The organism is Halomonas sp. BC04, from assembly GCF_000568385.1.
Map to the genome: position 1 here is coordinate 1 of NZ_AZQX01000260.1, position 11667 is coordinate 11667.

The 11667-nt window shown below is 63.4% G+C and carries 11 protein-coding genes and 3 pseudogenes; 3 read left to right on the plus strand and 11 right to left on the minus strand.

The features are described from left to right. Positions 1-179: 179 nt before the first annotated feature. Together Q427_RS17980 and Q427_RS17985 are read right to left on the minus strand one after the other, a co-directional pair. Positions 180-1208 (minus strand): IS110 family transposase, encoded by a 1029-nt coding sequence (locus Q427_RS17980; RefSeq protein ID WP_043516495.1) that lies wholly within the window; start codon positions 1206-1208, stop codon positions 180-182. 449 nt (positions 1209-1657) lie between these two features. Then, positions 1658-2571 (minus strand): annotated as a pseudogene (locus Q427_RS17985) (AEC family transporter). 179 nt (positions 2572-2750) lie between these two features. Here Q427_RS17985 and Q427_RS17990 point away from each other — a divergent pair. Both Q427_RS17990 and Q427_RS17995 read left to right on the plus strand, forming a co-directional pair. Next, positions 2751-3143, plus strand: a complete 393-nt coding sequence (locus Q427_RS17990; RefSeq protein WP_051496502.1) for a hypothetical protein — start codon at positions 2751-2753, stop codon at positions 3141-3143. Between the two features lie 58 nt (positions 3144-3201). Continuing rightward, positions 3202-3798, plus strand: coding sequence for an SCO family protein (locus Q427_RS17995; RefSeq protein WP_043516497.1), 597 nt, complete (start codon positions 3202-3204; stop codon positions 3796-3798). 1 nt (position 3799) lies between these two features. On the opposite strand, the gene Q427_RS34340 is transcribed toward Q427_RS17995, so the two are convergent. The 9 genes and pseudogenes from Q427_RS34340 to Q427_RS18030 form a co-directional block, all read right to left on the minus strand. Beyond that, positions 3800-4057, minus strand: a complete 258-nt coding sequence (locus Q427_RS34340) for a PHB depolymerase family esterase (protein ID WP_231613772.1) — start codon at positions 4055-4057, stop codon at positions 3800-3802. A gap of 59 nt (positions 4058-4116) precedes the next feature. Further along, complete coding sequence (locus Q427_RS34345; protein WP_231613773.1) at positions 4117-4371, minus strand: hypothetical protein; 255 nt, start codon at positions 4369-4371, stop codon at positions 4117-4119. Between the two features lie 2 nt (positions 4372-4373). Further along, positions 4374-4838: an alpha/beta hydrolase family protein gene (locus Q427_RS34350; protein WP_231613774.1), complete on the minus strand. Its 465-nt coding sequence runs from the start codon at positions 4836-4838 to the stop codon at positions 4374-4376. A gap of 10 nt (positions 4839-4848) precedes the next feature. Further along, complete coding sequence (locus tag Q427_RS18005) at positions 4849-5532, minus strand: FKBP-type peptidyl-prolyl cis-trans isomerase (protein ID WP_043516499.1); 684 nt, start codon at positions 5530-5532, stop codon at positions 4849-4851. A gap of 126 nt (positions 5533-5658) precedes the next feature. After that, positions 5659-6102: a universal stress protein gene (locus Q427_RS18010; protein ID WP_043516501.1), complete on the minus strand. Its 444-nt coding sequence runs from the start codon at positions 6100-6102 to the stop codon at positions 5659-5661. A gap of 32 nt (positions 6103-6134) precedes the next feature. Next, positions 6135-7417, minus strand: a pseudogene (locus Q427_RS18015) (TRAP transporter large permease). A 27-nt stretch (positions 7418-7444) separates the two neighbouring features. Then, positions 7445-8023: a TRAP transporter small permease gene (locus tag Q427_RS18020; RefSeq protein ID WP_043516503.1), complete on the minus strand. Its 579-nt coding sequence runs from the start codon at positions 8021-8023 to the stop codon at positions 7445-7447. Between the two features lie 192 nt (positions 8024-8215). Further along, positions 8216-9231: pseudogene (locus Q427_RS18025) on the minus strand (TRAP transporter substrate-binding protein). Between the two features lie 102 nt (positions 9232-9333). After that, on the minus strand, positions 9334-9924 hold the full coding sequence (locus Q427_RS18030) for a TIGR02444 family protein (RefSeq protein ID WP_051496503.1): 591 nt from the start codon (positions 9922-9924) through the stop codon (positions 9334-9336). A gap of 107 nt (positions 9925-10031) precedes the next feature. Between Q427_RS18030 and Q427_RS18035 the strand changes: the two genes are divergently transcribed. Next, on the plus strand, positions 10032-11667 hold a 1636-nt coding region (locus Q427_RS18035; RefSeq protein ID WP_043516505.1), incomplete at its 3' end, for an ABC-F family ATP-binding cassette domain-containing protein.

Genomic DNA, 11667 nt, shown 5'->3' on the forward strand with positions numbered 1-11667 from the left:
CTTCATCGGTGCCTGGCCATGATGGGATGCGCGCTCTCCGATCTGATCTCCGACTCGGCCTCAACATCGGCCATCAAGCTTCACAGAGTAGCGGAGAGCCGGTCTGACCTGTCCTGCCATCCACGTTCGTGCCTGCGCAACCTCCGGGAAATCTGGACTATTTCATGACACTCGCGGCTTCACGGTGTGGCCGCGTAGGCTGTGTCTCGCGCCATCACTGCCCAGCAGATCCTGCCGAGCTTGTTCGCCAGGGCGATGGTGGCCTTGGTCGCGCCACGTCGTGCCGCCAATGAACACGCCCAACGTGCCAGCCGATCCGGCTGTTGCTGACGCTGAAACGCGCGCAAGGCCGCTCGTGCCCCATGCACGAGTTGCCGGCGCACCTCGCCATTGCCTCGCTTGGAGATGCTCATCAGTCTTTCCTTGCCGCCGCTCGAGTGCTGGCGGGGCACCAGGCCAATCGAGGCGCTGAAGCTCCGGCCATTGGCAAACCGGCCCGGGTCACCGATATGACTGACCAGCAAGGTGGCATTGACCGGCCCGATACCGGGCACGCTCAACAGGCGCTGGCACACCGGTGTCGCCTTGGCGAGCCGTGCCAGGCGCTGATCGTAGGCACGGATGCGGTTATCCAGTGCCAGCCACTGATCCAGGACATCATCGAGTACCACGAAGAGATCGTCGCCCAGCTCTGTCCGATGCTCGGCGAGCAACCGCCTGACCTCGCCCTGGCGGAACACCGAGTGCCCCTTGGCCACGATGATCCCCATTTCGGCCAGTAGGCCATGCAGTTCATTGCCCAGCGCCGTACGGTTGGCGATCGCTCGGGAGCGTACGCGATGCATGGCTTGTAGTGCCTGCTGTTCCAGCGTCTTGGTCGCCACCCGAGGGGTGGCATCACGGGCGGCCGCTTCCGCGATGGCCCGGGCATCCCGGGCATCGCTCTTGTGCCCCAGTACAAAGGGCTTCACGTACTGGGGAGGGATCAAGTGAACCTCATGCCCCAGGGCCTCGATCTCCCTGGCCCAGTAATGAGCACCGCCGCAGGCTTCCATGGCGACGCGGCAGGGAGGTACCTGAGCCAGCGTCAGTCGTAAACCCGAGCGAGACACCTTCTTGCTGAAGACCTGGCGGCCTTTGGGATCAACGGCGTGAAGTTGAAAGACATGCTTGGCGAGATCGATCCCGACGATGCTAATGTTATTCATGGATGGACCCTCTCTTCGAGATGCCGTGTGGTGCCCCGTGCACCCAAGATGGCGTTGCAAACTCATCTTGGCACAGGGAGGGACGGGTCCATCCCATTTCCGACAAGGAGGTCATTGCCTGCCGTGGCAGGAAAAGTCAGCTGTTGGAGCGCTGGTTCCCATCGCGACTGGCGCCGTCAGGCGCCTCGGCGGAGGCTGTCATGGTTGGCGACGAACGTCAGCGCTGGTAACACCGCCCGTTTCAGACAGTCTGCGATGAACCAAAAAAAAGCGCCTCCAGAGGAGGCGCAGGCAAGACCGTGACTAGCAAATGAGGGGGAGAAACCATAACGAGGAACTGGCGATCCTCTTATGGGTGTGGCGCCTCATCAAACGCCACACCCTCACTGTAATCATTCTCGTTTGCGCCGTCAACACAAATGCGAATACTTTTTATTAAGTTTTATTGGCTAGCCGGCCAGACGCAGCCAGAGCGGCAGCGTCGCCATGGCCAGCAGGGTCTGGCCGGTGATCAGGCAGCCATCAGCTCGGAGTCTCCTCCTAGCTGGCGGGCCAGGATATAGGCCGAGGTGGCGGTGGGCAGCGCGGCGAAGAGCAGTGCCACGTCACGGCTCACCGGGTCCAGCCCCAGCGCCAGGGCGAGCAACAGGACCAGCGCGGGCATCAGTGCCAGCTTCACCAGGTTGGATGTCCAGACGCCACGGTCCAGGCGTACCAGTGCCCGGGGACGCAGGGCCACGCCCACCGCGACCAGGCCCAGTGGCAGGGCGGCTCGTCCCAGCAGTTCCACCGTGGCACCGCTCCAGCCGGGCAGTCCGATGCCGGTCAGGTTCAGGGTGATACCTATCAGGCAGGCGAGAATCAGCGGGTTGCGCACCAGTGCCAGCAGGCTCTTGCCCAGGCTGGAGGGCCCCAGCGTGCCGGCGGCAATGAAGCTCGCCACGCAGAGTACGTTGACCACCGGCACCATCAGCGCCACGGCCACCGCGGCCACGGTGGCACCGGCAGAGCCGTGCAGTGCCGCCGCCCCGGCAACGCCCACGTAGGTGTTGAAGCGAAGGGCGCCCTGAAACACCGAGGTGAAGGCCGCCGATTCAAGCCCCAGCTTTGGCCGCAGCGCCCACAGCAGGGTAGCGAAGAGCAGCATGGCGCCGAGCAGTGCCAGGGCCAGGCGGACGACGGGGACCTGGCCGACATCGGCGGTTGCCAGGGTGGCCACCAGCATGGCGGGAAACAGCAGAAAGTAGATCAGCCGCTCCATGGCGGGCCAGAAGTCGTCCCCTGGCAGGCGACGCCAGCCCAGCACGGCTCCCAGCAGTATCAGCAGAAACAGCGGTCCCAATGCCTGCGCCACACCTTCCATTCGTACTCCTTTCAACCCTTGCAAAGCCGCTGCCCTGCGACATCCATCCACGGTCGACGCCTGGCAAATGCTGTTAAGCTTACCCCTCTGTCGCCTCTCATTGGAGTGCTGCTTTCGCCGTCATGAGCTCATCCACTCATCCAGGCCCAAGGGATACTCGCTTTCCCGGCCTCCGCTTGATGATCCTGGCCACCCTGTTGGCACTGGCGGTGGCCTTGTGGTACCTGGTTTCTCATCTGGTGCGAGGCGACCAGGGGATCGATTGGTACGCCGCGGCGGCGCCCTGCGAGTTGCACCGTACGTCCTGCCAGGCAATGCTGGGGGGCGCCCGGTACCTGAGCCTGGCGGTCGATGCCCCCGGGGGGATCAGGGCGCTGGACCTGCTGCCCCTGACAGTAACGCTGGAGGGCGTGGAGGCCACTGCCGTTCATGTCGACTTCGTGGGTCGAGAAATGGATATGGGCTTGCACCGATTCCCTCTCGAAGCGCAGGATAATGGGCGCTATGAGGGGGTGGCCCAGGTGCCGATCTGCACCGAGGCAACCATGCCCTGCTTGCCCAGGTCGTGGTAGAGACTGCCGATGGCCGGCTGGGCGGCCGGTTCGATTTTACTGTGGAGCGAAGTGTGCCATGAAGCGACAGGGTATCTGGAAGGTGTTGGGTGTCGTGGTCGTGCTGGCCGTGGCGCTCGGCGGCTATGGCTGGTATGAGCAGCAGAGGACTGCGGGTGACGGCGGTCCCCGGGGCGGCCCGGTAGAGATGCCCTCTACCCAGGGTGACTTCTCGTTGACCCAGATGGATGAGGAACAGGTCGCCATCCTCTTCTTCGGCTATACCTACTGCCCGGACGTCTGCCCCATGAGCATGGCCGTGATTCGTCAGGTCATGCAGGGGCTGGATGACGAGCAGCGCCAGCGGGTGGTGCCGGTGATGATCACGGTGGACCCCGAGCGGGATACGCTGGAGCGCCTGGAAGAGTACGTGGGCTTTTTCGGCGATGACTTCATCGGTGTGGCAGGCAACGAGGAGCAGCTAGAGGAACTGGCCGGTCGCTATAACGTGGTATGGCGGCGGGTGGAAACGCCGGATTCGGCGATGGAATACACCGTCGATCACAGTTCCTCGCTCTACCTGGTTGACCGTGACGGCCAGATCCTGCAGCGGGTACTCTATTCGCCGACGCCTCACCCGCTGCGCTCGGCGCTGGAGAACCAGCTGGGCGGGTAGGTTATTCATCCTCGTCCGGGCTCTCCTCCAGCCGGTCGATCATGGCCATCAGCGCCCTTACCTGGACTCCTTCCCGGGTATCGTGCAGGGGGTCGAGCTGCCAGGTACTCTCCGTAAAGCCCCACCAGTCCCAGCAGCCCTGGGGATTGGCCAGGCTGGTTTCCGCCTGGGGGTAGAGCACGACACGCTGGTTGGCCACGGCCCACTCGTTGAGCCCGCTGTGGCGTACGAAGGCCTCACCGATTTGCTTGCTGTCCATCCCGCAGCCATGCAGGGCGAGTGTCAGGTCACAGCCCCCCGCCTTGCACGCCTCGGGTATCAGGCATAGCCCACATCGCCAATTCCGCGTACCGCAAAGTCCTCCTGGTCGAAGCGCAGCAGCTGCGTCATATCGACCTCTTGCGGCGTGGCAAGCTCCCCATGCAGCCAGGCCAGTGCCTCGCCGGCAATATCCGTACCGCAAGCCAGCAGATGTGTTCCGCCGCCACCGCGACACTCGGCCAGCCAACTGGGCGGAATCTGCTCGTCGGAGCGGATGGGCCAGCCGTGGCCGGCTGCCGGAGCGAGGTTCACCTTCAGTTGATCTCCGGGGTTGGCCAGCCAGCCGGCCAACTGTGCGGCCAGGGCTTCTCCCAGGAGGAATCGACGACGTTGTCGGCTTCGCCGTGCCAGACATAGGCACGCAGCTTGGCCAGCTCGTCGGCATCACCCACCAGCTCACGTGCCTGGTAATCGCGCAGCTTCAGATTCAGGGCGGCGAGGTCCGGAGGACCTCGCCGGGTTGACATGCACTGGCCCAGGGCACGTCCGAGGCCGCCCTGGGCGCAGCTCCACGGGCCGGCGGCAAGCACTCCCAGGCCCGAGAAGCGCTCCGGCCAGGCCACGGCGAGCTGGGTAGCCATATAGCCGCCCGACGACATTCCGATGACGCTGATCGCGTCGGGCGACGTCCCGAGTCGTGGCAGTTCCGACAGGGTGTCATTGGCCAGGGCGCCAGTCGAAAAGAGCAGGCCGGCGAGAAGTGGGGGGAAGGCTCTCATGGGTGGGCTGTCAATCCATCACATCGAGCAGTTCGACCTGGAAGATCAGCGTCTCGTTGGGCCCGATGGGTCCCTGCCCCTGGGCGCCATAGGCGAGCTCAGGGGGAATGAAGAGCATCCAGCTGTCGCCGACGCTCATGAGTTGCAGCGCTTCCTGCCAACCTTCGATGACCTGGTCGACCCGAAAGCTGACCGGCTCGTTGCGATCGAAGGAGCTGTCGAACACGGTGCCGTCGACCAGAGTGCCCTCGTAGTGGACCTCCACATGGGAGGTCGGCCCCGGGCTGGCGCCGTCACCGGCTTCCAGCACCTCGTACTGCAGGCCCGAGTCGGTGGTCTCGACCGCTTCCCGGCCGGCATTCTCGGCCAGGAAGGCCTCACCTTCGGCGAGATTGCGCTCGGCCATTTGCTCGGTTTCGGCCTGGCGGGTGGCGATGGCCTGCTCCTGAAACCGGCTCAGGGTATCGGCCATGTCATCGGCACTCATGGCCAGTTCATTCTCTTCGATGACATCGCGTATGGCGTCGGTGAAAGCATCCACGTCCAGGTCGGCATACTCCTGTGCGATGCTCTGGCCATAGGCAACCCCAAGGCTGTAGCTGAGGCGCTCATCCTCGGTCTCCGGTGCGGCCAGGGCAAGCGGTGCTGCGGCCATCAAGGTGACCAAGGAGGCGGAAGTCAGGAGTGTCTTCATGCAGAATCCTTTGGTGATAGAAGCATTGAGGCGTGAACTCATTGGCAGCTATTCGGACTCTAACAGGGCCGGTCCGGTTCCGCACTCGCCAACAAAGGGCGGAACCGGGCCGGAGGCGTGGCCAGGTCAGACCACCAGCGTCGGGCAGTGTGCCGAACCCGCCACGCGCTGGGCGACGCTGCCCAGCAACAGGCTCTTTTCTCCGTTGGTGCCCTGGGCGCCGATCACGATCAGGTCACACTCACGCTTGCGGGCGAAGCGCACGATGGTGCGCGAAGGTCGCCCGCCCTTGACGAAGGCCCGCAGGCGCGCCGGGTCGGCGCCCAGCTCCACCGCCTCGCCCTTGGCATGCACGGCGATCTCGGTGGCGTACTCCTTGAGCGCGTCATCGGGAATATCGAGCTTGTCGGGTCGCACCATGGAGAGCGAGGCTTCCAGCAGGCTGTGGTGCTTGAACACACAAAGAATATAGAGCTCGGCACCGGTCAGCATCTGTAGTCCGACGGCTTTCTGCAACGCCTTCATCGCGCCCTTAGAGCCATCCACCGGTATCAGTATCCGATTGAACATCACCATCTCCTTAGCGGGGTCAGTCTCACCGATCAACGGAAGGCAAGGTCACGCAGGAACAGCGCGATTTGCGGGAACATGATGATCAGGGCCGCCGCCAGCACCAGCATGAAGACAAAAGGTGGCGTACCGCGGATCACCTCCCAGTAGGGTCGCTTGAAGATGGCGATGGCGGTGAAGATGTCGCAGCCGAAGGGTGGTGTCGCCGAGCTATCGCCACCTGCAGGGTGATCAGCACGCCCACATGCACCGGATCCAGGCCCGAGGCGGCGATGGCCGGGGCGAAGATGGGTGTGAGCACCAGGATGACCACGATGGGGTCCACGAACATGCAGGCAACGAAGAAGGCGATGGAGATCGCGATCAGCACGCCAATCGGCCCGGCCTCGTTGATGCCGAAGGCGGCGAGCAGGGTCTGTGGAATCTGGGCGAATGAGATAATCCACGAGAAGCCGTTGCCCACGGCCACCAGGATGAATACCACGGCAGTGATCAGTCCGGTGGACTTGGCGATGGTATAGATGTCCGGCATTTTCAGCGAGCGGAAGATCACGAACTCCAGCAGTACCGCATAGAGCACGCAGGCGGCGGCCGCCTCGGTCGGGCTGAAGATGCCACCATAGATACCGCCGATGATCAGCACCGGGAAACCCAGCGGCCAGAGAGCGTTACGCACGGCAAGCGTGCGCTGCTTCCAGCTGGATTTCGGTTCGGTGGGCACCTTGTGGTAGATGGCGTAGAACACGCAGTAGATCGAGAACATCAGCAGGATCAACAGGCCCGGGCCGATACCGGCAATGAACAGCTCGCCGATGGAGGTGCCCGAAATGACCCCGTAGATGATCATGCCGATGCTCGGCGGGATCAAGAAGGCGATGTCACTGGAGTTGATGATCAGCGCCAGGGTGAAGGGGTCCTTGTAGCCCGCCTTGAGCATGCGTGGACGCAGCGGCGAACCGACGGCCACCACGGTGGCCTGGGTGGAACCGGAAACGGCGCCGAACAGAGTGCAGGAGGCAGCGGTGCTGACCGCCAGCCCGCCCTTGACGTGGCCGACGAAGCTCATGACCATGTCGATCAGCCGCCCGGCGGACTGGCCGCGGGTCATGATATCGGCCGCCAGGATGAACATGGGCACGGCGATCAATGCCGTGGGCCGTATGCCCCCCATCATCTGCTGGATGAGGGTCTCCATCTGGCCGGTGCCGCCGAACGTCATGAAAAAGCCGACGAACGCCGCGGTGACCAGGGGAATCATCATCGGGAAGCCCAGCAGCAGCAACACGATCATGAGGGAAACGATGATGGTTGTCATGGTGGTGTAATCCTCTAGCGCTCAGCGTCAGACTTCCGTTTCCGTGTCCTTGTAGCCATCGACCACATGGGTCGACAGATAGACGTCACGGGAGGTGAGGTTCTTGATGGCGGTGAGCAGGTACTGAACGCCGGTGATGGTGAATCCGACCGGTACCCAGAGGTAGATGATCCATATCGGTATGCTCAGCGAGGGGAGCACTCGTCCGCGGCCATAGAGCGTGCTGATATAGCCGATGGAGTAGTAGCAGAGCACGAACATCACCAGCGACGTGAAAAGGCAGATGAAGATCATCAGCCAGCGCCGGCCGCCGGTGGGGAGGGCGTCATAGAAGGCGGACATACGGATGTGGCGGCCGTGGCGGGCCGCATAGCCGAGTCCGGCGAAGGTGATCATCACGATCAGGATGCGATTCACTTCTTCGGCAAAGTGCAGGCTCTCACCGAGCAAAAAGCGGCTGAGCACGTTGGCCACCGTATTGATGGCCATCAGGATCACCCCCATGGCCAGGATCACCGATTCGACCTTGCTGATCCAGGTATCGACGACACCCAGAGGGCCGGGCAGCGTCGAGCGATAGTTCTTCTCGGATTCTTCTTCTGTCATGCGACCGGACTCCAGAAGTGTTCCCTGCAAGGGAGTGAAATGCCTTCGCCATCCTCAAGGGTAAGCAGCGCGAGTCGGATTTGTCCTGCAGGACGTCAACGCTGATTGGCCGGGACGTGAGGATGCCCAAACAACAAGGGGGTAGCCGGCCGGCTACCCCCTCGCACGCTCACGATGAGTCGCCTGTGGGGCTTACTCTTCGGTCACGGCTTCCAGGTCGGCCTTGAACTGCTCGAGCAGCTCCTGTCCGCGCTCACCGGTCATCTCGATGAAGCGCTCCTCGACCTGCGGAGCCCGCTCGCGGAAGGCCTGGATCTGATCTTCGTCCAGGCGGGTCACGGTAACCTCGTCGGAGGCTTCCTGGATCTTTGCCAGGGATTCATCGGCAAGCCCCGAGATGTGGTCGATGATGTGCTCATAGGCCGCTTCGGTAGCGTCGCGCACCAGCTGCTGCTCCTCTTCGGAGAGACCATCGAAGAAGTCCTGGTTGGCCATCATGGCGGTGGTGAACCAGCCATGACCGGTGAACACCAGGTGCGGAGACACCTCGTAGAGGCCGCCGGACTCGATCCAGAAGATCGGGTTTTCCTGACCCTGGATGATGCCGGTCTGCAGGCCGCCGTACACTTCACCCCAGGGCAGCGGTGTCGGAGTGGCGCCGAAGGCACGGTAGGTCTCGGAGAGCAGCGGGTTGGTCATGGTACGGATGTTCTTGCCGCGCAGGTCTTCCGGCTGGTGAATGGCTCGTCCAGGGTGACGACCATCTCGCCTTCCGGATACATCTTGAGGAGTTCGAGGCCCTGCTCGGCATAGAGCTCCGGGAACATCTCGTTGATGGCCTTGCTGGTGTTGAAGAACTCGATGACCGACTCTTCGTCGGTGGGCAGCAGATAGGGAATGAAGAAGATCTGCGCCTCGGGAATCAGCGAGCCGGTGAAGCCGGGGGACTGGTTGACGAACTGGAGAATGCCGGCCTGGGTCTGCTCCATGATGTCGTCGGACTCACCCAGCTCGCCGAAGCGGTAGATCTGGACGGTGTTGTCGGAGTTCTCCTCGATATACTCCTTGAAGGCGACGGCGAACACGTCCTGCACATCACCCTCGAATTCCTCGTGCGCATAACGCCAGTTGGCGGAATTGGCCGCAGCCGACATGCCGAACAGCAGCGCGCCGATACTGGCAGTGGTCAACAGCTTGGTTGCCTTCATTATTGTGTTCTCCTCGCAGGTTGGGCCTGTGAAACTCGATCACATCTCCAGGCATCGCGCAGCCTCATAGGCTGCATAGCTTTTTTCAGGCTAGCGTGGCACCTAGGGGGGGTCAAGCTGGCATTCAATGGTTTGAAGCGCTAAAAGTTGTGGTTTTTTCTGCAATTGCCAGCGTGAGGCAAGAGAAAATGCCAATTCCGAGCGAGAAGTCGAGTACCGGACGAGACCTTCACCACGTTCGGCCAGGGCCTGCAGGCGAACGAGAGTTTCCCGCTCGGCGGCAAGCTCGGTGCGCTGCAACTGACGACGCACCTCGGCCACACCGGTGTTTTTTCCCGCTTCCTCCTTCAGGCGTCGGCGCAGGACGCGGAGCACCAAGGTGACCTCCCGCTGCCACTGGCGGATCGCCGCGAGCCCCTCGGGTAACGTTTCCAGGGCTAGGCCATGGTGGTGGAGCCAGCAGTGCCACAAGAGTTCACAAACGTCCACGCCAGCTTCGTCCTGCAGTGTCAGGCAGGCGGCCTCGACCCCGGGACGAGCGTAGAGTGCCAGGGCGAAGTCCCATAGCGGATCCGCCGCCAACCGGCTCCGCAGAGCCGCGTCCATTCGGGTAGAATCGTCACTCATGATCAGGCTGTCGCCACTTGCCGTTACCGCCTTCTGTTGGGAGTTGCCGCCGACGGGCGACAGCATCGTTTTCTGCTAAGGAAATGCTGAACAAATCGACGAGCGAGATGAAGCGCAAGGCAGCGATTCGCTCGCACAGTCATTTATGCTGTGTTTCCGTAATTGGAGTCTGCATGATTGCATTGCGCCAGGTCACCCTGCAACGCGGCACCCAGACCCTGCTCGAGGGGGCAGAGCTGACCCTGCACGCCGGCCACAAGGCCGGCATCGTCGGGCCCAACGGTGCCGGCAAGTCGAGCCTGTTCAGTCTGTTGCTGGGAAGCCTCGCGCCGGACCGGGGCGAGGTCGAGATGAGCGGTGGGCAGCGCATCGCCCACATGGCCCAGGATGTGGCAGCGCTCACGCGCCCCATCGTCGACTACGTGCTCGATGGTGACAGCGAACTGCGCCAGACCGAGGCGGCCCTGGCGCGGGCGCAGGAGCAGGGCGAGGCCCATCGTGAAGCCGAGCTGCACGGCGCCATCGAAGCACTCGATGGCTACAGTGCTCCCGCCCGTGCCGCCCAGCTGCTGATCGGGCTGGGCTTCACCCAGGCGGACCTGGAGCGGCCCCTGTCGGACTTTTCCGGCGGCTGGCGGATGCGCGTCAACCTGGCGCGGACGCTGTTCATGCCGTCGGACCTGCTGCTCCTCGACGAGCCGACCAACCACCTGGACCTGGACGCACTGCTATGGCTCGAGCAGTGGTTGATGCGCTACCCGGGGACGCTGCTGCTGATTTCCCACGACCGCGATTTCCTCGATGCCGTCTGCGACCACATCGTGCACTTCGATCGGCGCTCACTGGTGCTCTACCGCGGCAACTATTCCACCTTCGAGCGTACCCGAGCCGAGAAGCTGGCGCTGCAGCAGGCCGAGGCCGCCAAGCAGCAGGCCCGCCGGGCGGAGATCGAGAAGTTCGTGGCGCGTTTCCGGGCCCAGGCCACCAAGGCGCGCCAGGCCCAGAGCCGGCTGAAGATGCTCGAGCGCATGGGCGACATCGCCGTCGCCCATGCCGATTCGCCCTTCCATTTCTCGATTCCCTCCTCCGACAAGACCTCGCATCCGCTGCTGGTGCTCGATGAGGCCCGGCTCGGCTACCGGGACGAGGCGGGACGTGAGTTCGTGCAGCTCGACGGGGTCAAGGTGAGCCTGCTGCCGGGGCAGCGGATCGGGCTGCTGGGCCCCAACGGTGCCGGCAAGTCGACGCTGATAAAGTCCCTCACCGGCGACCTGCCGCTGCTGGCCGGCAAGCGCGTTCCCGGAGAGCATCTGGCCATCGGTTACTTCGCCCAGCATCAGCTCGAGAGCCTGGATCTGGCCACTACGCCGTTCCAGCATGTGCTGCGGCTCTCGCCCACGGCAAGCGACCAGGCGATCCGCAACTTCCTCGGCGGCTTCGGCTTCCACGGTGATACCGTCTTTGCCGAGGCGGGGAGTTTCTCCGGGGGCGAGAAGGCGCGCCTGGCCCTGTCCCTGGTGGCCTGGCAGAAGCCCAATCTGCTGCTGCTCGACGAGCCGACCAACCACCTCGACCTGGAGATGCGCGAGGCGCTGACCGAGGCCCTGGCCTCCTTCGAGGGTACGGTCATCATCGTTTCCCACGATCGTCACCTGCTGCGGGCCACAGTGGACGAGTTCTGGTGTGTGGCGGATCATCGGGTCGAGCCTTTCGATGGCGACCTGGAGGATTACCGTGCCTGGCTCAAGGCGCGGCTCGAGGGGGTGCGTCGCGAGGCGCGGGCCGACAAGGCCGAGCGACAGGCGGAGA